This is a genomic window from Staphylococcus sp. HMSC34G04 (assembly GCF_001838765.1).
GTDB lineage: Bacteria > Bacillota > Bacilli > Staphylococcales > Staphylococcaceae > Staphylococcus > Staphylococcus epidermidis.
Window position 1 is genome coordinate 55,776 of sequence record NZ_KV838688.1, and the last position, 20,094, is coordinate 75,869.

General features: G+C 32.6%; 21 protein-coding genes. 18 read left to right on the top strand and 3 right to left on the bottom strand.

What is annotated here, in order from left to right; genetic code table 11:
- Nucleotides 1-19: 19 nt before the first annotated feature.
- The 4 genes from pyrF (at nt 20) to HMPREF3241_RS00660 (ending at nt 2,504) form a co-directional block, all read left to right on the top strand.
- Complete coding sequence (pyrF, locus tag HMPREF3241_RS00645) at nt 20-712, top strand: orotidine-5'-phosphate decarboxylase (RefSeq protein ID WP_070853378.1); 693 nt, start codon at nt 20-22, stop codon at nt 710-712.
- A complete protein-coding gene (gene pyrE / locus HMPREF3241_RS00650) occupies nt 713-1,324 on the top strand; it encodes an orotate phosphoribosyltransferase (protein ID WP_002446247.1) in 612 nt (203 codons plus the stop codon). It begins immediately after the preceding gene.
- Between the two features lie 25 nt (nt 1,325-1,349).
- On the top strand, nt 1,350-1,556 hold the full coding sequence (locus HMPREF3241_RS00655; RefSeq protein ID WP_002475937.1) for a hypothetical protein: 207 nt from the start codon (nt 1,350-1,352) through the stop codon (nt 1,554-1,556).
- A gap of 540 nt (nt 1,557-2,096) precedes the next feature.
- Entirely contained in the window at nt 2,097-2,504 is a 408-nt protein-coding gene (locus HMPREF3241_RS00660) for a VOC family protein (RefSeq protein WP_002446249.1), read from the top strand.
- Between the two features lie 62 nt (nt 2,505-2,566).
- Here the strand turns inward: HMPREF3241_RS00660 and HMPREF3241_RS00665 are convergent, their stop codons facing one another.
- A complete protein-coding gene (locus HMPREF3241_RS00665; protein WP_002486276.1) occupies nt 2,567-4,264 on the bottom strand; it encodes an Rqc2 family fibronectin-binding protein in 1,698 nt (565 codons plus the stop codon).
- A 269-nt stretch (nt 4,265-4,533) separates the two neighbouring features.
- On the opposite strand from HMPREF3241_RS00665, the gene gmk reads away from it, so the two are divergent.
- From gmk to priA, 4 genes are all read left to right on the top strand, one after another.
- Entirely contained in the window at nt 4,534-5,157 is a 624-nt protein-coding gene (gene gmk / locus HMPREF3241_RS00670) for a guanylate kinase (RefSeq protein WP_002446251.1), read from the top strand.
- Complete coding sequence (gene rpoZ, locus HMPREF3241_RS00675) at nt 5,157-5,369, top strand: DNA-directed RNA polymerase subunit omega (RefSeq protein WP_002446252.1); 213 nt, start codon at nt 5,157-5,159, stop codon at nt 5,367-5,369. The genes gmk and rpoZ overlap by 1 nt, the downstream gene beginning before the upstream one ends.
- A 538-nt stretch (nt 5,370-5,907) precedes the next feature.
- Nucleotides 5,908-7,107 carry a bifunctional phosphopantothenoylcysteine decarboxylase/phosphopantothenate--cysteine ligase CoaBC gene (gene coaBC, locus HMPREF3241_RS00680; RefSeq protein WP_002446253.1) on the top strand — a complete coding sequence of 400 codons (1,200 nt, stop codon included), beginning with the start codon at nt 5,908-5,910 and terminating at the stop codon, nt 7,105-7,107.
- Nucleotides 7,107-9,515, top strand: coding sequence for a primosomal protein N' (gene priA / locus HMPREF3241_RS00685; protein ID WP_002486278.1), 2,409 nt, complete (start codon nt 7,107-7,109; stop codon nt 9,513-9,515). Before coaBC ends, priA begins: the two co-directional genes overlap by 1 nt.
- Nucleotides 9,516-9,620: 105 nt before the next feature.
- On the opposite strand, the gene HMPREF3241_RS00690 is transcribed toward priA, so the two are convergent.
- Entirely contained in the window at nt 9,621-9,824 is a 204-nt protein-coding gene (locus tag HMPREF3241_RS00690) for a TM2 domain-containing protein (RefSeq protein ID WP_001830141.1), read from the bottom strand.
- Between the two features lie 221 nt (nt 9,825-10,045).
- Between HMPREF3241_RS00690 and HMPREF3241_RS00695 the strand changes: the two genes are divergently transcribed.
- The 9 genes from HMPREF3241_RS00695 (at nt 10,046) to HMPREF3241_RS00735 (ending at nt 19,076) form a co-directional block, all read left to right on the top strand.
- A complete protein-coding gene (locus tag HMPREF3241_RS00695) occupies nt 10,046-10,534 on the top strand; it encodes a peptide deformylase (protein ID WP_001830064.1) in 489 nt (162 codons plus the stop codon).
- The gene (fmt, locus tag HMPREF3241_RS00700) at nt 10,527-11,459 is read left to right on the top strand and encodes a methionyl-tRNA formyltransferase (RefSeq protein ID WP_002446256.1); all 933 of its coding nucleotides are present in this window, start codon (nt 10,527-10,529) and stop codon (nt 11,457-11,459) included. The genes HMPREF3241_RS00695 and fmt overlap by 8 nt, the downstream gene beginning before the upstream one ends.
- Nucleotides 11,456-12,763 carry a 16S rRNA (cytosine(967)-C(5))-methyltransferase RsmB gene (rsmB, locus tag HMPREF3241_RS00705; RefSeq protein WP_002446257.1) on the top strand — a complete coding sequence of 436 codons (1,308 nt, stop codon included), beginning with the start codon at nt 11,456-11,458 and terminating at the stop codon, nt 12,761-12,763. Before fmt ends, rsmB begins: the two co-directional genes overlap by 4 nt.
- Before the next feature lie 2 nt (nt 12,764-12,765).
- Nucleotides 12,766-13,860, top strand: a complete 1,095-nt coding sequence (gene rlmN, locus HMPREF3241_RS00710) for a dual-specificity RNA methyltransferase RlmN (RefSeq protein ID WP_002446258.1) — start codon at nt 12,766-12,768, stop codon at nt 13,858-13,860.
- Nucleotides 13,861-13,866: 6 nt separating this feature from the next.
- Nucleotides 13,867-14,610, top strand: a complete 744-nt coding sequence (locus tag HMPREF3241_RS00715; RefSeq protein WP_002446259.1) for a Stp1/IreP family PP2C-type Ser/Thr phosphatase — start codon at nt 13,867-13,869, stop codon at nt 14,608-14,610.
- Nucleotides 14,607-16,607, top strand: a complete 2,001-nt coding sequence (gene pknB / locus HMPREF3241_RS00720; RefSeq protein ID WP_002486274.1) for a Stk1 family PASTA domain-containing Ser/Thr kinase — start codon at nt 14,607-14,609, stop codon at nt 16,605-16,607. Before HMPREF3241_RS00715 ends, pknB begins: the two co-directional genes overlap by 4 nt.
- A 308-nt stretch (nt 16,608-16,915) precedes the next feature.
- Nucleotides 16,916-17,791: a ribosome small subunit-dependent GTPase A gene (gene rsgA / locus HMPREF3241_RS00725; RefSeq protein WP_002486277.1), complete on the top strand. Its 876-nt coding sequence runs from the start codon at nt 16,916-16,918 to the stop codon at nt 17,789-17,791.
- Nucleotides 17,792-18,436, top strand: a complete 645-nt coding sequence (gene rpe / locus HMPREF3241_RS00730) for a ribulose-phosphate 3-epimerase (RefSeq protein ID WP_002446262.1) — start codon at nt 17,792-17,794, stop codon at nt 18,434-18,436.
- 4 nt (nt 18,437-18,440) lie between these two features.
- Nucleotides 18,441-19,076 (top strand): thiamine diphosphokinase, encoded by a 636-nt coding sequence (locus HMPREF3241_RS00735; RefSeq protein ID WP_002446263.1) that lies wholly within the window; start codon nt 18,441-18,443, stop codon nt 19,074-19,076.
- Nucleotides 19,077-19,159: 83 nt separating this feature from the next.
- Here the strand turns inward: HMPREF3241_RS00735 and rpmB are convergent, their stop codons facing one another.
- Nucleotides 19,160-19,348 (bottom strand): 50S ribosomal protein L28, encoded by a 189-nt coding sequence (gene rpmB, locus HMPREF3241_RS00740; RefSeq protein ID WP_001830107.1) that lies wholly within the window; start codon nt 19,346-19,348, stop codon nt 19,160-19,162.
- A gap of 357 nt (nt 19,349-19,705) precedes the next feature.
- Here rpmB and HMPREF3241_RS00745 point away from each other — a divergent pair, with 357 nt between their 5' ends.
- Complete coding sequence (locus HMPREF3241_RS00745) at nt 19,706-20,080, top strand: Asp23/Gls24 family envelope stress response protein (RefSeq protein ID WP_001830156.1); 375 nt, start codon at nt 19,706-19,708, stop codon at nt 20,078-20,080.
- Nucleotides 20,081-20,094 lie beyond the last annotated feature (14 nt).

The following is a 20,094-nucleotide window of genomic DNA, read 5'->3' on the forward strand; positions in this document are numbered from 1 at the left end:
TTAAAAGGAGAAGATGAGTGTGAGAAATCTACCCATTATAGCATTAGATTTTAAATCAGCAGACGAGGTTCATACATTTTTAAATAAGTTTAATGAACCGTTATGCGTCAAAATTGGGATGGAGTTATTTTATCAAACAGGGCAAGCTTTAATTAAATCCATTAAAAAAAGAGGTCATGATATCTTTTTAGATTTAAAATTACATGACATACCTAATACTGTGAGCAAAGCAATGGAAGGCTTAGCACGTTTAGACATTGATTTAGTCAATGTTCATGCTGCCGGTGGTATTAAAATGATGGAAGAAGCTAAAAAAGGGTTAAGAAAACATAATGCTGATATTAAAATCATTGCAGTTACTCAATTAACTTCAACTACTGAAAGACAATTACATGAAGAACAAAATATTCAAACCTCTATAGAGGAGGCAGTTCTAAATTATGCGCGTCTTACTAAAAAAGCTGGATTAGACGGTGTCGTATGTTCTCCTCTTGAGGCTAAGATGATTTCTAAAGAACTAGGTTCTGACTTTTTAAAAGTGACACCAGGTATTCGCCCGAAAGGCGCAGCTCGTAATGATCAACAACGAATTACAACACCTGAGGAAGCTAAAACTTTGGGGTCAACACATATCGTAGTAGGTCGACCTATCACTCAAAGTGAGCATCCAATTGACAGTTATCATAAAATAAAAGAAAGTTGGTTAAGTTAAATGGCTAAAAATATTGCTAAAGCATTATTAGACATAGAGGCAGTTTCATTATCTCCAAATGATTTATTTACTTGGAGCTCAGGAATTAAATCGCCTATTTATTGTGATAATCGAATAACTTTAGGGTACCCTGAAGTGCGTAATGCGATTAGAGATGGGTTAATTCAATTAATTAAAGAACATTTTTCTAACGTTGAAATTATCTCGGGTACGGCCACTGCTGGTATCCCTCATGCAGCTTACATTTCAGAAAAAATGGAATTACCTATGAATTACGTTAGATCAAAAAGTAAAAGCCATGGTAAACAAAACCAAATAGAAGGTGCAAAAAGCGAGAATAAAAATGTCGTTGTAGTCGAGGATTTAATTTCTACTGGAGGTTCTTCGATTACAGCTGTCGAAGCATTGGAAGAAGCGGGAGCTAATGTGCTTGGAGTCGTTGCTATATTCACATATGGTCTTGCAAAAGCAGACGAGACATTTAATAAGGCTCATATTCCGTTTTATACTTTAAGTGATTATAATGAGCTTATAGAAGTTGCGAAAGATGATGGGAAAATCTCTTTAAATGACATCCAAACATTAGTTGATTGGCGAGATAACTTATCGTAATATATGAATGGTGAGGGGGCGTCTAATGGAACAAAACAATGATAATAATCATCTTTATACTTTAATAAAACATTGTAATGAGTTTCTTTATAGACGAGATGATTATAGAATTCCATCTTATTCTCAATCAGACCATTCTAGTAAAGAAAATATTTCAAAAACAATGAATGATGAAGTATTTAAACATTCAATTGAAATTTTTAAACGTGCCAAGAAAAATTTAAATCATTAACTATAAATCGATATTGTAAAAACACTCCAAAAGTGATGAATCAATTAACTTTTGGAGTGTTTTTTATGAATTAACTGCGAAATCATAGTAAATTTTTTATTAAAAAGTCAGAATGAATTGTGGAAATAAGCTGAGAAGAAAAATCACGAGAGTATTCTAATTCATCGTACAATTGTACTTTACCTTCAATGCATATTTGAAATAATGATATTCAAATCAAGAAATTCTACACGCATCATTTACGATAAAACAAAGGTTATAATAATTTCCCAAAATTAACGTATAAACATCTTAGTCATTAGCCATCCTATTAATAGAACTAATGCAAATATTAATAATGGTACACCATAATGTATGAGCATAACAACGCCTCCAATCTTAATCGAACTATCAATCAAATTAAGAATCAAACTATATTAAAGTTCTAATTTTTTACATCCTATATAACTACATTCTACAATGAAAGTATATACATGTTAAAATAATAAGTAAGATTGATTTTTAAATAACAAGAATACGATATAAAAGAAGGAGTAGCATATGGACATACCAAAAATTACGACGTTTTTAATGTTTAATGATGAAGCTGAAGAAGCAATTCAATTATACACAAGTTTATTTGAAGATAGTGAAATTATTACAATGGTGAAGTATGGCGAAGAAGGACCGGGCACGCCTGGCTCAGTGCAACACTCCATCTTTACGTTAAATGGCCAAGTATTTATGGCGATAGATGCAAATAGTGGGGAAGAGTTGCCTATGAATCCGGCAATGTCACTATATGTCACTGTTAAGGATACTATGGAGATGGAACGTTTATTTAATGGTTTGAAAAGTGAGGGTGCCATTTTAATGCCTAAAACAGAAATGCCACCATTTAGAGAGTTTGCATGGGTTCAAGATAAATTTGGCGTGAGTTTTCAACTTGCTTTACCAGAAAACAAATAGATTAAAAAGGACAGCAGAATGTTGAATGATATGTGCATTCAATTCTGCTGTCTTTTTTTATGTTATGATTCTTTCATTTGTTGAATATGATCATAATCAGGTGTTGCAAATAGGGTCTTTTGGTTGTCATATGTCACGAATCCAGGTTTTGCCCCAGAAGGTTTATGAACGTGTCTAATTTCCGTATAATCTACAGGAATTTGAGCTGAACTACCAGCTTTAGAGAAATACCCAGCTAGCATTGCCGCTTCTTTAATCGTTGTTTCGCTTGGACTCTCATTGAGTATGACAACATGAGATCCTGGAATATCTTTTGTATGGAACCATAAATGATTTTTATGTGCCTTTTTATTGGTAAGATAATCATTTTGTTTATTATTTTTACCTACTAATATCGTATCTCCATCAGTAGAATGATACGTTTGAAGTTGAATTTTAGACTGCTTTTTCTTTTTACTCTGTTTTCTTTGCTTCATGAATCCCTGTTCAGCAAGTTCGTCGCGAATATCATCGATATCATCAACGGTAATGTGCTTTAACTGTTGCTCAATATTATCAAAGTAATCAATATTCTCTTTAGTCAGTTTAATCTGATGAGTCAATTCGTGCTCTCGTGTTTTCATACGGTTATATTGTTTATAATAGTATTGAGCGTTAGTTGATGGCGATTTTGTAGGGTTAAGTGGAATCTTTACTTCTTCACCAGTATAGTAATTCAACGCTATAACAGAATCGTCACCTTGTTGAATACGATATATATTAGCTGTGATCAACTCTCCATATAATTGCTGAGTTTCTTTGTTTTTAGCACTTTCATACTCATCGATAAGTTTACTCAATTTATTTTGTTGTTTTTGCAGTTGCTGTTGTACAAATCTGACTAAATCATTTGCACGTTGTTTTACTCTTTCTCTCTCACCACGTGCATCATAAAAGCGATCCAATAGTTCATGAAGTGAATGATACTCAACTATATCATCATAGAATTGATTAAGTTTCATGAAATAGAAATCCTCTTTACCTGTTTCATGATTTTTATGAAAGACAGGAGTAGATGCCGATTTGGTTTCGGCCATGACTTCATCAAAAGCATCAGGTAATGTTTTTTGAGTCATAAATTGACGACGATTCACAATTTCATTAGCGATTAGTGGACTAAAGCCCTCACATATATTAAGTAATTGCTTGGCAATCTTTCCAGCATTAAAGTCAATATATTTTAATACCTCTTGCCCTGTTAATTCATAAGGATTGATTTTATTTTGATTTGGTGGTGCTTCATATTTGAAGCCAGGCATAACGGTTCTGTACTGATTTGTGTTAGGAGTTAGATGTTTAAACCCTTCGATGATTTTACGTTGATCATCGACAAGGATAAGGTTACTATGTTTACCCATTATTTCCAATATAATAGTTCTATATATTGTATCACCAATTTCATCTTTACTTTCGATATCAATCTCTATACGTCTATCGTTACCAACCTGTCGAATTGCTTTTATGAAGCCTCCCTCAAGGTGTTTACGGAAAACTCTTGCAAACATTGGTGGTGTAAATGGATTGTCGTATTTCTTAGTAGTTAATTGTAAACGAGAGAAACTAGGATGAATCGATAGAAGTAGTTGATGATTTTTACGATTTTGTCTAATTACAATAATTATTGTGTCATTTTCTGGTTGATTTATTTTATGAATTCGGCCTGAGACTAAACCCTGTAATGATTCAATCATTTTTTTAGTAAATAAGCCATCATATGCCATAATTATCTGCCACCTTATACTTTTTCATTCATCATATTGTAACATGCGTAAAGTGAGAGGTCATGATTAAAGACTGTAAATTATTTTAAAGTTGAATATTCTTAATTTTTAAAGCAATTTATAAAGGTGAAATGAAGTGCATAAAAATTTTAAAAATATGACGAAATAAGATGAATTTGACTCTATAACAAAGTACGGCTATACATATATCGTAGCAATATGATATTATATTTAAATAATAGAAGAATAGCTTAGAGAGGTCGTAAGGCATGGATAAGGAAAAAGGACTGTTAATTGTTCTTTCAGGCCCTTCAGGTGTTGGAAAGGGAACTGTTAGAAAAAAGATATTTGAAGACCCAACTACTTCATATAAGTATTCTATATCAATGACAACACGTCATATGCGTGAAGGTGAAATTGATGGTGTAGATTACTTCTTCAAAACAAAGGAAGAATTTGAGGCGTTAATTAAAGATGACCAGTTTATTGAGTATGCACAATATGTAGGTAATTATTATGGTACACCTGTACAATATGTAAAGGATACTATGGAAGAAGGTCATGACGTCTTTTTAGAAATCGAAGTTGAAGGTGCTAAGCAAGTAAGAAAGAAATTTCCAGATGCTTTGTTCATATTTTTAGCGCCTCCAAGTTTAGATGACTTGAGAGAACGTCTTGTTGGTAGAGGAACTGAATCAGATGAAAAGATTCAAAGCCGTGTGAACGAGGCGCGAAAAGAAGTAGAAATGATGAATTTATACGACTACGTTGTAGTTAACGACGAGGTTGAACTCGCTAAGAATCGAATTCAGTCAATTGTTGAAGCTGAGCATTTAAAAAGAGAGCGAATCGAAGCTAAATATAGAAAAATGTTACTGGAGGTCAAAAAATAATGTTAAATCCACCGTTAAACCAACTTACTGCAAAGGTGAATTCAAAATATCTTATTGCCACTACGGCGGCTAAAAGAGCACGTGAATTAGATGAAAGACGCGAAACAGCGCTTTTAGATCAGTACCAATCAGCTAAACCTGTTGGAAAAGCTTTAGAAGAAATTGCTGATGGTAAAATAGAACCTGTTGTACCGAAAGAATATTTAGGATAAAGTTTTATTTATATTGGTAGAGCCTGGGACATAAAAATTGTCCTAGGTTTTTTAATTACTAGTAACATACAAAATAGTTGAATAGCGCTTAAAACAAGCTTGAAATCTGACTAAAATTCTTTGTCCAACTTGAAAGTTATATTTAGTAATAGTCACTTTTTTAATTTAATGATTAATTTGTGTATAATAATTATAAATATGTCGTCAATGAATCTGAAACATAAATGACTAGTTTTAGCCATTAAATCTCTTCGCAGTAGATTGACTACCCTGAAAATATACTTAAAATAAAACGTGTCAGGGTCTGAGTTTCTGTTATGAAAATTTTGTTAGATTCTCTATTTAAGGTCATATTGCGACAGGGTGGGATAATGAATTTATTATGAATTCTATTCCGCTCTCTTTTTACGAAGGATGCGCTTTTGCATAGCCAAAGTTGCCTTTAAATTTGATAATTAATAGATAACACATAACTAAATTATTCCGTTCCATTTCTAATTTAGGCGTATCGATAAAGTATTAAAGGAGAATATAAATAATGAAACATATTTTATTAGCTGTTACAGGCGGTATCGCAGCATATAAAGCAATTGATTTAACAAGTAAATTAATACAATCCGGCTATGATGTAAGAGTTATGCTATCTGATCATGCTCAAGAGTTTGTTACTCCACTAGCTTTTCAAGCAATCAGTAGAAATCCTGTTTACACAAATACATTTAAAGAAGAAAATCCTGAAGAGATTCAACATGTATCATTAGGAGACTGGGCAGATGCGATTATAGTCGCGCCAGCAACTGCTAATACTATCGCAAAATTAAGTGTTGGAATTGCTGATGATTTAATTACTTCTACATTACTTGCTACAACAACACCAAAATTCGTTGCACCCGCAATGAATGTAAATATGTATAACAATCCGCGTACTAAGCATAATATGAAAGTGCTAAGTCAAGACGGATATTATTTTATTGAACCTGGTAGTGGCTATTTAGCATGCGGTTATGTAGCAAAAGGGCGAATGGAAGAACCCATGCAAATCCTATCTGTTATTAATAAATTTTTTACTCAACAGGAGAATGTTGTAAAAAGCTCTTTTTCCGGAAAGCACGCATTAGTTACCGCTGGACCTACAGTTGAAGTTATTGATCCAGTTCGATACGTATCAAATCGTTCATCAGGAAAAATGGGATATGCTATAGCTGAAGCATTACGAGATAAGGGGGCAATCGTAACTTTAATTAGTGGTCCTACCCACTTATCTCTACCTGAAGGGATTAATGTTGTTAAAGTTGAGAGTGCAGAGGATATGTTTCAAGCTGTAACCGAACGCTTTGCGAAACAAGATATAGTGATTAAAGCAGCGGCGGTGTCTGACTATACACCAATGGACATACTTGAACATAAATTAAAAAAACAAGAAGGAGGATTATCTGTTCAATTTAAGCGTACTAAGGATATTTTAAAATACTTAGGAGAAAATAAAACGCACCAATATCTTGTTGGTTTTGCTGCTGAAACACAAAATATTGAACAGTATGCTCTAGACAAACTCAAAAGAAAAAATGCAGATGTTATCATTTCGAACAATGTAGGTGATACATCAATAGGCTTTAGTTCAGATGACAATGAATTAACTATGCATTTTAAAAATAATGAAAAAGTAAATATTAAGAAAGGGAAAAAATCAGCTTTAGCACATCAAATTATAGAAATTTTAGAAACTAGGTGGCAGTAATGATTGCAAAAGTAATTGTTGATATTCCGTCGAAAAGTGTCGATTTTAAATTTGATTATATTGTTCCTAAAAATTTAGAACGTGTGATTCAAATAGGCGTTCGTGTTGTGGTACCTTTTGGTCCTAGAACTATACAAGGATACGTCATGAATATTCAACAAGAACCAGATGGAAATATGGATATATCAAAACTAAAAGAAATAAAAGAAGTGCGTGATATTAAACCTGAATTAACATCCGAACTGATTCAATTAAGCGAATGGATGAGCCATTATCATGTGATGAAACGTATTTCTGTTTTAGAAGCGATGTTGCCAAGTGCCATTAAAGCAAAGTATAAGAAAGCTTTTTCAATTATCGATACAAAAAATATATCTTCAAAAACCAGAGCGCTATTTAACAATGACGGTTATTACTTATATAAAGAAGCTCAGCAAAACAATGATTTAGAAGAAATGTTGACTTTGTTAAATCAAGGATTGATTGAAGAGATCACGATACTTTCTCAAAACACAAAAAAGAAAACTCAAAAAGCTGTTGGCGTAGTTAATACGTTGAATGGTGATGAAGTACTTGCAAAACTCGAGAAATATACAAAACAATATGATTTGTATGCATTTTTATTAGAAGAGTCTCATCGAACAGTGTTTTTAAAAGAAATCAATGATATGGGTTTCTCTCACTCGAGTTTAGATTCTTTAATCAAAAAAGGTTATATTGAAAAATATACCGCCGAGGTTTTTAGAGATCCTTATGCAAATCGTATATTTGAACAAGAACAAAAGAGGATATTAACTAAAGAACAGCAAGATGCATTTGAAGCTATTAAACATTATATTCATGATGAAAAAGAAAGAACATTTTTATTACACGGAGTCACAGGTTCAGGTAAAACCGAAGTCTATCTTCAAACAATAGAGGAAGTTCTTAATAAAGGTAAAGAAGCCATGATGTTAGTGCCGGAAATCGCCTTAACACCTCAGATGGTGCTAAGATTTAAACGTCGATTTGGAGATGATGTAGCGGTATTACATTCCGGACTTTCAAAAGGTGAACGTTATGATGAGTGGCAAAAAATTAGAGACGGTCGAGCTCGAGTGAGTGTAGGTGCTCGTTCAAGTATTTTCGCACCGTTTAAAAATTTAGGCATCATTATTATTGATGAAGAACATGAATCTACATATAAACAAGAAGATTATCCCAGATATCATGCGCGTGATATTGCACAATGGAGAAGTCAATTTCATCATTGTCCTGTCGTTTTAGGTAGCGCAACACCTAGCCTTGAATCATATGCTAGAGCAGAAAAAAATGTTTATGAATTGTTGTCATTGCCACATAGAGTCAATCAACAAGCGTTACCGCATATTGATATTATAGATATGAGAGAAGAATTGAGTGAGGGTAACCGTTCCATGTTTTCTATAGCACTAAGACAAGAGATACAAGAACGGTTGGATAAAAAAGAACAAATAGTACTATTCTTAAATAGAAGGGGATATGCTTCATTTATGTTATGCAGAGATTGTGGATACGTTCCCCAATGCCCCCATTGTGATATTTCGTTAACATATCATAAAACAACCGATCAATTAAAATGTCATTACTGTGGTTATCAAGAAAATCCACCTTCTCGATGTCCAAATTGTGAAAGTGATCATATCAGACAAGTCGGAACTGGAACGCAACGTGTAGAAGAATTATTACAACAAGAATTCCCTCAAGCTCGTATTATAAGGATGGATGTTGATACAACTTCAAGAAAAGGTGCACATGAGAAATTGTTAAATGACTTTGAAGCAGGAAAAGGAGATATCTTATTAGGTACGCAAATGATTGCTAAAGGTTTGGATTATCCTAACATTACTCTAGTTGGTGTGCTCAATGCTGACACTATGTTAAATTTACCTGACTTTCGTGCCAGTGAACGAACATACCAACTTTTAACTCAGGTATCTGGACGCGCAGGTCGTCATGAAAAAGAAGGCCAAGTTATCATACAAACGTACAATCCTGATCATTATTCAATAAAGGATGTGAAATTAAACGATTATCTCTCTTTTTATCAAAAAGAAATGAATTATCGAAAATTAGGAAAATATCCACCTTACTATTTCTTGATTAACTTTACCATTTCACATACAGATATAAAAAAGGTCATGGTGGCTTCTAAGCATATTCATCAAATTTTAGTACAGCACTTAAGTGAAAAAGCATTCGTGCTAGGTCCTTCACCAGCAGCACTAGCAAGAATTAACAATGAATATCGTTTTCAAATACTAGTAAAATATAAGAGTGAGCCTCAATTACATCAAGCGTTACAATATTTAGATGATTATTATCATGATCAATATGTAAAGGATAAACTATCATTAAAAATTGATATTAATCCACAAATGATGATGTGAATGAAGTGTCAAACATCAAAAAGCCTCAAAATCCATCACTTTAGATGTTTTTTGAGGCTGTTCTTATAAATCAAACTAAGTGCGCCATATGGATATTCAATTGATTTACATTCTGACATTCCCGTTAGCATCGGCAGGTTTGAATAATGTTAAAACTGCACTAATAATTGCTAACACATGCGGGATAGCAGTCCAACAAAATAGAATATGCAATAATCCTTGAATTGGTTTGCCAGCATAAAATTTATGGATGCCAAAACTACCAAGAAAGACTGCTAATAAAATATAAATGACTTTATTAACTTCCATTTATATCAACTCCTTTAGCATAATGCTTTATATATCTTACATTTCTTATTTTATAATTTAATCAAAATTAAGCAATTGTTTTACTTTATAACTTTGATATTTCATTCTAAAGTATGAGGTGAACGAAGAGGAGATAAAGATATAAGCTTACTTTGAAAGGTCGCAATTTCATACTAAGTAAGTTATAATGATATGATGAATTTTAATGAGGAGCCTAAGTGATGACTGTAAAGAAATTAGTAAAATCAACACATCCTATTTTGAATAAAACGATTCAACCTGTAAGCACGTATGATCAAAAACTAAAAGTGTTATTGGAAGATTTGGAAGATACATTATATCATGAGGAAGCCGCTGCAATTAGTGCACCTCAAATTGGAGTAGATCAAAGTGTTGCACTCATCGATATGGAACAAGAAGGGTTATTACAACTTATTAATCCTGTCGTTAAAAGTCAATCTCAAGAGACTGTTTCTGACTTAGAAGGCTCAATCAGTTTACCTCATATATATGGAGAAGTTAAACGTAGCAAAATGATCACTGTACAAAGCTATGATATCAATGGAAATGCAGTTGAATTAACTGCATATGATGATATCGCACGCATGATTTTACATATGATTGATCATCTTAATGGAATTCAATTTACCAAAAGAGCACATCATATATTAAATGAAACTGAAGTGGAGGCGTATTTTGACAATGAGTAAAATCATTTTTATGGGAACACCTGATTTTTCAACGAAAGTTTTAGAGATGTTAATTGCTGAGCATGAAGTTATCGCTGTAGTGACACAACCTGATAGACCAGTAGGACGTAAGAAAGTGATGACACCACCACCAGTAAAAAGAGTAGCTACAAAGCATCAAATACCGGTATACCAGCCTGAAAAACTTAAAGATTCTCAAGAATTAGACGTGTTACTTTCTTTAGAATCAGATTTAATAGTAACGGCTGCGTTCGGTCAACTATTACCAGAGTCCTTACTCAATGCACCTAAATTAGGAGCTATTAACGTCCATGCATCATTGTTACCTAAGTATAGAGGAGGAGCACCTATACATCAGGCTATCATTGATGGTGAGGAAGAAACTGGAATCACGATTATGTATATGGTTAAAAAACTTGATGCAGGTAATATCATCTCGCAACAATCAATTCGTATTGAAGAAGAAGATAATGTTGGTACAATGCATGATAAATTAAGCTTTTTAGGTGCCGAATTATTAAAGAAGACACTTCCTAGTATCATTGATAATACCAATGACAGCATCCCCCAAGATGATGCACTTGCAACATTTGCATCTAATATTCGTCGTGAAGACGAGAGAATTGATTGGAATATGAGTGCACAAGCAATTCATAACCATATTAGAGGACTATCTCCTTGGCCAGTAGCTTATACAACTATGAACGAAAAGAATCTCAAATTATTTAGCGCTTTCATTGTGAAAGGGAAAAAAGGTAATCCAGGAACAATTATTGAAGCTACTAAGCATGAACTCATCATAGCTACTGGTTCTGATGATGCGATCGCACTTACTGAGATTCAACCTGCAGGAAAAAAACGCATGAAAGTTACTGATTATTTAAGTGGTGTACAAGAGTCGTTAGTTGGGAAAGTTCTATTATGATGAAATCAGTGCGAACATATGCATTAGAAACAATCAATGACGTCTTAAATAAAGGTGCTTATAGTAATTTAAAAATTAATGAGGTTCTATCTACAAATAACATTAATACAGTAGATAAAAATTTGTTCACAGAATTAGTATATGGAACACTAAAAAGAAAATACACATTAGATTATCTACTTAAGCCTTTTATCAAAACTAAAATCAAATCATGGGTACGACAATTACTGTGGATGAGTTTATATCAATATTTATATTTAGATAAAATACCTAACCATGCTATTATTCATGAAGCGGTAGATATAGCAAAGAAACGCGGTGGCTATCACACAGGGAATATAGTCAATGGTATATTACGAACAGTAATGCGCACTGAATTACCAAGCTTTGAAGATATAGATGATACTAAAAAAAGAATTGCAATTCAATACAGTCTTCCCAAATGGATTGTTGATCATTGGGTGACGCATTTTGGAATAGAAAAAACTGAAAACATTGCACAATCTTTTTTAGAGCCTGTAGCTACAACCGTGCGTGCCAATATATCTCGTGGTTCTATTGATTCAATTATCTCTAAGTTAGAACAGGAAGGTTACCATGTTAAAAAAGACGATATGTTACCATTTTGTCTTCATATATCAGGCTTGCCTGTGGTTAATTCAAACGCTTTTAAAGAAGGTTATATCTCTATTCAAGATAAAAGTTCAATGATGGTAGCTTATGTAATGAACCTAGGGCGTGATGATAAAGTTTTAGATGCGTGTAGCGCACCTGGTGGTAAAGCTTGTCATATGGCAGAAATTCTGTCACCAGAAGGTCACGTCGATGCAACAGATATTCATGAACATAAAATAAATCTTATTAAACAAAATATTAAAAAATTGAAATTGAATAATATCAAGGCTTTTCAACATGATGCCACAGAAGTATACGATAAAATGTATGATAAGATTCTTGTTGATGCACCGTGTAGTGGTTTAGGTGTTCTTAGACACAAACCTGAAATTAAATATAGTCAATCACAAAATAGTATTAAGTCTTTAGTAGAATTACAATTACAAATTTTAGAAAATGTTAAAGATAATATTAAACCTGGTGGTACAATAGTGTATTCAACATGTACAATAGAACAAATGGAAAACGAAAATGTCATCTATACTTTTTTAAAGAGACATAAAGATTTTGAATTTGAACCAATCCAAAATCCAGTAACTGGTGAACAAGTTAAAACGTTACAGATACTTCCACAAGATTTTAATTCTGATGGATTCTTTATTAGCAAGATAAAAAGAAAGGAAAGTTAGAAATGATAACTGCAGAAAAAAAGAAGAAAAACAAATTCTTGCCTAATTTCGAAAAACAATCAATCTACTCCTTAAGGTATGACGAGATGCAACAATGGCTTATTGATCATGGACAACAAAAATTTAGAGCAAAACAAATTTTTGAATGGTTATACCAAAAGCGTGTAAATACTATTGATGAAATGACTAACCTGTCTAAAGAGTTACGTCAAATTCTTAAAGATCATTTTGCAATGACGACATTGACCACTGTTGTTAAACAAGAAAGCAAAGATGGAACAATCAAGTTTTTATTTGAATTACAAGATGGTTATACTATTGAAACTGTTTTAATGAGACATGAATATGGAAATTCTGTCTGTGTTACAACACAAGTAGGATGTAGAATTGGTTGTACGTTTTGTGCTTCTACTTTGGGCGGATTAAAGCGTAATTTAGAAGCAGGAGAGATTGTCTCCCAAGTATTAACTGTACAAAAGGCACTAGACGAAACGAATGAGCGTGTATCACAAATTGTCATTATGGGCATAGGTGAACCTTTCGAGAATTACGATGAAATGATGGATTTCTTAAGAATTGTTAATGATGATAACAGTTTAAATATTGGTGCACGTCATATTACTGTATCTACATCAGGAATTATTCCAAGAATTTATGATTTTGCCGAAGAAGATATACAAATAAATTTTGCTGTGAGTCTTCATGGCGCTAAAGACGAAATAAGATCAAGATTAATGCCTATCAATCGTGCTTATAATGTTGATAAGTTAATGGAAGCTATTCGTTATTATCAAGAAAAGACAAATCGCCGTGTTACTTTTGAATATGGATTATTTGGTGGTGTTAATGACCAACTTGAACATGCGAGGGATTTGGCACATTTAATTAAGGATCTCAATTGCCACGTTAATTTAATACCAGTTAACCATGTCCCTGAAAGAAATTATGTAAAGACACCAAAAGATGATATTTTTAAATTCGAGAAGGAATTAAAGAGATTAGGAATTAATGCTACAATTAGACGTGAGCAAGGGTCAGATATTGATGCTGCATGTGGACAATTAAGAGCGAAGGAACGACAAGTAGAAACGAGGTAAAGACATATGTTAAACGCACAATTTTTCACTGATACTGGGCAACATCGTGAGAAAAACGAGGACGCTGGCGGTATATTTTACAATCAAACACAGCAACAAATGCTAGTATTATGCGATGGCATGGGTGGACATCAAGCTGGAGAAATAGCTAGTCAGTTTGTCACTTATGAACTTCAAAAGCGTTTTGAAGAAGAAAATCTAATTGAAATAAATCGTGCTGAATCGTGGTTGCGTTCGAACATTAAAGAAATCAATTTTCAGCTGTACAACTATGCTCAAGAAAATGAAGAGTACAGAGGTATGGGTACAACGCTCGTTTGTGCCATCATTTATGATAAACAAGTTGTTGTAGCAAATGTAGGAGATTCGCGCGCTTATGTAATTAATCAGAGACAGATGGATCAAATTACGAGCGACCATTCATTTGTTAATCACTTAGTAATGACGGGGCAAATTACTAAAGATGAAGCATTTCATCATCCACAACGTAATATTATTACTAAAGTCATGGGAACAGATAAACGTGTTTCTCCAGATTTGTTTATCAAGAGAACTCATTTTTATGATTATCTTCTTTTGAACTCTGACGGACTTACTGATTATGTCAGAGATTATGAAATCCAAGAATTACTAAGTTCAAATAGTTCATTAGACGTACATGGTAATGAGTTATTGGACTTAGCGCTTGCTCATGATTCAAAAGATAATGTCAGCTTTATCCTTTTAAAGTTAGAAGGTGATAAAGTATGATAGGTAAAGTCATAAATGAACGCTATACTATAACCGATAAACTCGGTGGTGGTGGGATGAGTATTGTCTACTTAGCTGAAGATTCAATACTTAACAGAAAAGTTGCTATTAAAGCGATTTCGATTCCTCCAAGTGAAAAAGAAGAGACATTTAAACGTTTTGAAAGAGAAGTACATAATTCTTCTCAACTTTCTCATGAGAATATAGTCAGTATGATTGATGTAGATGAGGAAGATGATTGTTTTTATATTGTTATGGAATACATAGAAGGTCCTACTTTAGCGGAATATATACACAGTCATGGTCCACTTAGTGTAGAAACTGCTATTCAGTTTACAGAACAAATTTTGAGTGGAATCAAACATGCGCATGACATGAGAATTGTTCATCGAGATATTAAACCACAGAATATATTAATTGATAAGAATAAAAAATTACAAATTTTTGATTTTGGTATTGCTAAAGCATTGAGTGAAACGTCGCTGACTCAAACGAATCATGTTCTAGGAACCGTTCAATATTTATCACCTGAACAGGCTAAAGGCGAAGCTACTGATGAAAGTACTGACATATATTCAATTGGTATTGTATTATATGAGATGTTAGTTGGAGAGCCACCATTCAATGGAGAGACTGCAGTGAGTATTGCTATAAAGCATATTCAAGATAGCATCCCAAATATTACAACGGATAAAAGAGATGATGTACCTCAATCATTGAGTAATGTCGTTTTACGTGCAACAGAGAAAGATAAATATCATCGCTATCATACTGTTCAAGAAATGTGTGACGATTTAACAAGTGCGTTACATGAGAATCGTTTGAATGAAGAAAAATACGAACTAGATAAAACTAAAACTGTACCACTCACTAAAGATGATTTGAATCATAAAATCTATGATGAACAAAATCAAAATGACCTTAATAAAACCATGCAAATACCTATTGTTAATGATTCAATAAAACAACAAGAATTTCAATCGTCTGAACCACGTTATTATCAAAAAAGCGACAAAAAACGTTCTAAAATGAAAATTGCAATTTTATCAATCATTTTTGTAATATTATTAATTGGTTTATTTTCTTTTGTAGCTATGGCTGTTTTTGGAAATAAATATGAAGAAATGCCTGATCTTAAAGGGAAAACTGAAAAACAAGCTGAAAAGGTATTAGATAGTCATCACCTAAAAGTAGGTGACATATCAAGAAATTATAGTGATAAATATCCTGAAAACCAAATTATTAAAACAAATCCAGATAGTGGAGAACGCGTCGAACAAGGGGATAGAATTGATATCGTTCTATCCAAAGGACCAGAGAAGGTTAAGATGCCAAATGTTTTAGGTATGTCGAAAAATGATGCGCTAAAAAAATTAAAGGCTATCGGATTTAAAGATATTCACGTTGAGCAAGCTTATAGTCAAACATATGAAAAAGGATTAATTTCTGAACAAAGTGTTGTAGCTAATAGTGAAGTTTCCGTTAATAATCATCATATTACAATTTATGAATCATTAGGTGTTCGACAAGTATATGTCAACAATTATGAAAATAAGTCATACGAGTCAGCAAAAAAAGAACTTGAAGATAAAGGATTTAAAGTTCAAGTGACAAAAGAAAACAACGATGATGTCGAAAAAGGTAATGTCATTTCTCAATCTCCAAAGGATAAAACTGTTGATGAAGGTTCTACTATACTATTAGTAGTTTCTAAAGGAGAAAAGTCTGATGAAGATGATGATGAGGACAAGGATACAACGACTAAAAATGAGACTGTTAAAGTACCGTATACCGGTAAAAAAAATAAAAGTCAAAAAGTAGAAGTATTTATTCGTGATATTGATAACAAAGGTGATTCAGCAGTTCAAACGTTTAATATTAAAAGTGATAAGACAATTAATATTCCTTTAAAAATTAAAAAAGGAAGTGACGCTGGCTACACCATAAGAGTTGATAATAAAATTGTAGCTGATAAAGATGTGAGCTATGATGGCTAAATGAGTAACAACTAATGGGAAGTAGATAATAAATTTGTAGTGTAACTTTTCAATGATGATTATAATAGAGATAATTTTGAATGATTATCTAATTAAAATGAAAAAATTCTTAAAAAAGATGAAGAGTCTGTACATATGAATACATATGTTGCAGGCTCGTTTTATTAATGTGAGACAATTTGTCTTTAAAAATTTATTGAAAACAATATACTAGTAAGTAAATAATGAGCTTGAATTGAGTTGTTATATTATAAGTACTAGTATTTTGATATAATATGAATAATAAAACATAAATGAGAGGTGTCTTTTTGAAGACTGGTCGAATCGTTAAACTAATCAGTGGTGTGTATCAAGTAGATGTAGAAGGTGAGAGATTTGATACCAAACCACGTGGTTTATTCAGAAAAAAGAAGTTTTCACCTGTGGTGGGCGATATCGTAGATTTTGAAGTTCAAAATACGAAAGAGGGCTATATTCATCATGTACATGACCGAAATAATGAACTAAAACGACCACCAGTAAGTAATATTGACGAGTTAGTGATAGTAATGAGTGCAGTCGAGCCTGAATTTTCAACACAATTATTAGATCGCTATTTAGTGATTGCTCATTCTTATCATCTCAAACCTAGAATTTTAATCACTAAACATGATATAGCTTCTGAACAAGAAATTCTAAAAATCAAAGATACAATAAAACTATATCAAAAAATAGGATATGCTACGCAGTTTATTGGAAAAGATAGTAATTATACTGCTACTGTTGATGAATGGTCTGACGGTTTAATAGTATTAAGTGGCCAATCTGGAGTGGGGAAATCTACTTTTTTAAATAGTTATCAGCCTCAGTTGAAATTAGAAACTAATGATATTTCTAAGTCATTGAATAGGGGTAAACACACTACAAGACATGTCGAATTATACGATAGAAAAGGTGGTTACATCGCTGATACACCGGGGTTTAGCGCGTTAGATTTTAATCATATTGAAAAAGAGCAACTAAAAGATTTTTTTATAGATATTCATGAAGCAGGAGAGCAATGTAAGTTTCGTAATTGTAATCATATAAAAGAACCACAGTGTCATGTTAAGACACTCGTTGAAAAAGGAGAAATTCCACAATTTAGATATGATCATTATCAGCAATTATATAATGAAATTTCCAATAGAAAGGTTCGATACTAAATGGTTAAAATTTTACCATCACTTTTATCTATAGATTTTTTAAATTTAAAAGAAGAACTTCAATTGTTAGAAGCAGCCAAGGTAGACGGATTACACTTTGATGTGATGGACGGTAAATTTGTCCCTAATATTTCAATTGGTATTCCAATATTGGATGCTGTTAGACAACAATCTCATTTGCCAATAGATGTTCATTTAATGATTGAACAACCTGAAAATTATATTAATCTTTTTGCTGAACATGGTGCTGATATGATTTCAGTCCATGTTGAGGCGACAACACATATACATAGGGCAATTGAACAAATTAAACAATTAGGGAAAAAAGCAGGTGTCGTCATCAATCCCGGAACATCTGTAGAAACAATTTTACCTATATTGAGTATTGTTGATTATGTTTTAGTAATGACTGTAAATCCTGGTTTTGGCGGACAAACATTCATAGAACAATGCGTGACTAAGATTGAGCAATTAAATCAACTCAAACATGAAAATCATTTAACTTTTGATATTGAGGTAGATGGAGGAATTAACGATCAAACGAGTAAACGATGTGTAGAACAGGGTGCTACAATGTTAGTCACTGGTTCATACTTCTTTAAACAAGAGGATTATGCAAAAGTAACATCTTTATTAAAGGAATGATAATGTGAAGATTAATTTATTATGTTCTCAGCGTTTGTTACCTAATCATATTTTCGAAAAAGAAAAAGATTCTAATTGGGCAGGTATTGATAGAGGTGCGCTTATACTCGTAAAACAAGGTATTCAACCTATATTTTCTGTAGGTGATTTTGACTCAGTGAATGACGAAGAACGTTTGATGTTGATGCAAAATCTTCATATCGAACCGGTTGAAGCTGAAAAAGATGATACTGATTTAGCTTTAGGAGTAGCTCAAGCAGTTGAAAGAGGATACACAGAAATTACTATTTATGGTGCAACAGGCGGTCGGTTAGATCACTTTATGGGTGTGCTTCAAATTTTACAAAAACCTCAATACTTACATCAGTCTATAAAAATAAAAGTCATTGATCAACAAAATCATATTCAATTATTAGGTGAAGGTAAGTATGTAATCAACAGAGATAGTAATTATCCATATATATCGTTTATCCCTCTCAACGATAAAGCTATATTAACTTTACAGGGGTTCAAATATAATTTAAATCAAGAACACTTAAATTTAGGCTCTACACTCACAATTTCAAATGAGGTAATGGATAATGAAGCAATCATTCGAGTTGAACAAGGATCAATTTTAAAAATACGTAGTCGTGACTAAAAAAAGACCTTAAAGGGCTCACCTTTAAGGTCTTAAAATTTATCCTCCACATAAGGATATTTTTATTATGTGCATTATATTTATTAAACTCTAGTAACTTTACCAGATTTTAAAGCACGTGCAGAAACCCAAACTTTCTTAGGTTTGCCGTCTACAAGGATTCTAACTTTTTGAAGGTTAGCGTTCCATCTGCGTTTATTCGCATTTAAAGCGTGTGAACGATGATTACCAGTCGAAGCTTTACGACCTGTTACGAAACATTGTTTACCCATGAAAGTACCTCCTTTAATAAATATAAATACACACTACTACTTATATACTTTAATAAGATAACACATAATGAGATTGTCGGCAATAAAGACTTTTATAAATTATAAAAATTACAATAAAATGCAATTTATTATGCTATAATTGTGTGATGTGGAGTTATATAGTATGATACTGTAAAGAAACAGTTAAATTAATTAGATAAATTTACAAACAAAGTAAACCTAATTTTTAAAAATACAAATTTTATTAATTTAAAGCATCAACAATGATTTGATTTTTAAAGTATTTAAGGCATTAATAAAATAACCTAGGCACAACGCTTTAAAAATAAAATTCTGAAATTTTCAGGAGGAACAGATATGACATTAGAAATTTCAAATGACTACGGTAAAATTGATATTTCAAATGATGTAATTGCATCAGTAGTTGGTGGCAAAGCCGTTGAAAGTTATGGAATTGTTGGTATGGCATCAAGACAACAAGTTAGAGATGGTATCGCTGAAATCCTTGGACACGATAACTATGCTAAAGGCATTAAAGTTAGAGAAGACAACGGAATTATTGATGTAGATATGTATATCATCGTGAGCTATGGTGTGAAAATTTCTGAAGTAGCAAGCAATCTTCAATCAACTGTTAAATATACTTTAGAAAAAACACTAAATGTGAAAGTAAATTCAATAAATATTTTCGTACAAGGTGTACGTGTAAATGAGACAGTGAAAAAGGTTTAGGAGGACAACGTGAA

Excerpts from the sequence above, each read along its gene's own strand:
- priA (WP_002486278.1), top strand. The coding sequence starts at position 7,107 with ATGATTGCAAAAGTAATTGTTGATATTCCGTCGAAAAGTGTCGATTTT.
- HMPREF3241_RS00690 (WP_001830141.1), bottom strand. The coding sequence starts at position 9,824 with ATGGAAGTTAATAAAGTCATTTATATTTTATTAGCAGTCTTTCTTGGT.
- pknB (WP_002486274.1), top strand. The coding sequence starts at position 14,607 with ATGATAGGTAAAGTCATAAATGAACGCTATACTATAACCGATAAACTC.
- HMPREF3241_RS00695 (WP_001830064.1), top strand. The coding sequence starts at position 10,046 with ATGACTGTAAAGAAATTAGTAAAATCAACACATCCTATTTTGAATAAA.
- rpmB (WP_001830107.1), bottom strand. The coding sequence starts at position 19,348 with ATGGGTAAACAATGTTTCGTAACAGGTCGTAAAGCTTCGACTGGTAAT.
- rsmB (WP_002446257.1), top strand. The coding sequence starts at position 11,456 with ATGATGAAATCAGTGCGAACATATGCATTAGAAACAATCAATGACGTC.
- rlmN (WP_002446258.1), top strand. The coding sequence starts at position 12,766 with ATGATAACTGCAGAAAAAAAGAAGAAAAACAAATTCTTGCCTAATTTC.
- HMPREF3241_RS00745 (WP_001830156.1), top strand. The coding sequence starts at position 19,706 with ATGACATTAGAAATTTCAAATGACTACGGTAAAATTGATATTTCAAAT.
- HMPREF3241_RS00655 (WP_002475937.1), top strand. The coding sequence starts at position 1,350 with ATGGAACAAAACAATGATAATAATCATCTTTATACTTTAATAAAACAT.
- HMPREF3241_RS00715 (WP_002446259.1), top strand. The coding sequence starts at position 13,867 with ATGTTAAACGCACAATTTTTCACTGATACTGGGCAACATCGTGAGAAA.
- coaBC (WP_002446253.1), top strand. The coding sequence starts at position 5,908 with ATGAAACATATTTTATTAGCTGTTACAGGCGGTATCGCAGCATATAAA.
- HMPREF3241_RS00660 (WP_002446249.1), top strand. The coding sequence starts at position 2,097 with ATGGACATACCAAAAATTACGACGTTTTTAATGTTTAATGATGAAGCT.
- HMPREF3241_RS00665 (WP_002486276.1), bottom strand. The coding sequence starts at position 4,264 with ATGGCATATGATGGCTTATTTACTAAAAAAATGATTGAATCATTACAG.
- fmt (WP_002446256.1), top strand. The coding sequence starts at position 10,527 with ATGAGTAAAATCATTTTTATGGGAACACCTGATTTTTCAACGAAAGTT.
- gmk (WP_002446251.1), top strand. The coding sequence starts at position 4,534 with ATGGATAAGGAAAAAGGACTGTTAATTGTTCTTTCAGGCCCTTCAGGT.
- rpoZ (WP_002446252.1), top strand. The coding sequence starts at position 5,157 with ATGTTAAATCCACCGTTAAACCAACTTACTGCAAAGGTGAATTCAAAA.
- pyrE (WP_002446247.1), top strand. The coding sequence starts at position 713 with ATGGCTAAAAATATTGCTAAAGCATTATTAGACATAGAGGCAGTTTCA.
- rpe (WP_002446262.1), top strand. The coding sequence starts at position 17,792 with ATGGTTAAAATTTTACCATCACTTTTATCTATAGATTTTTTAAATTTA.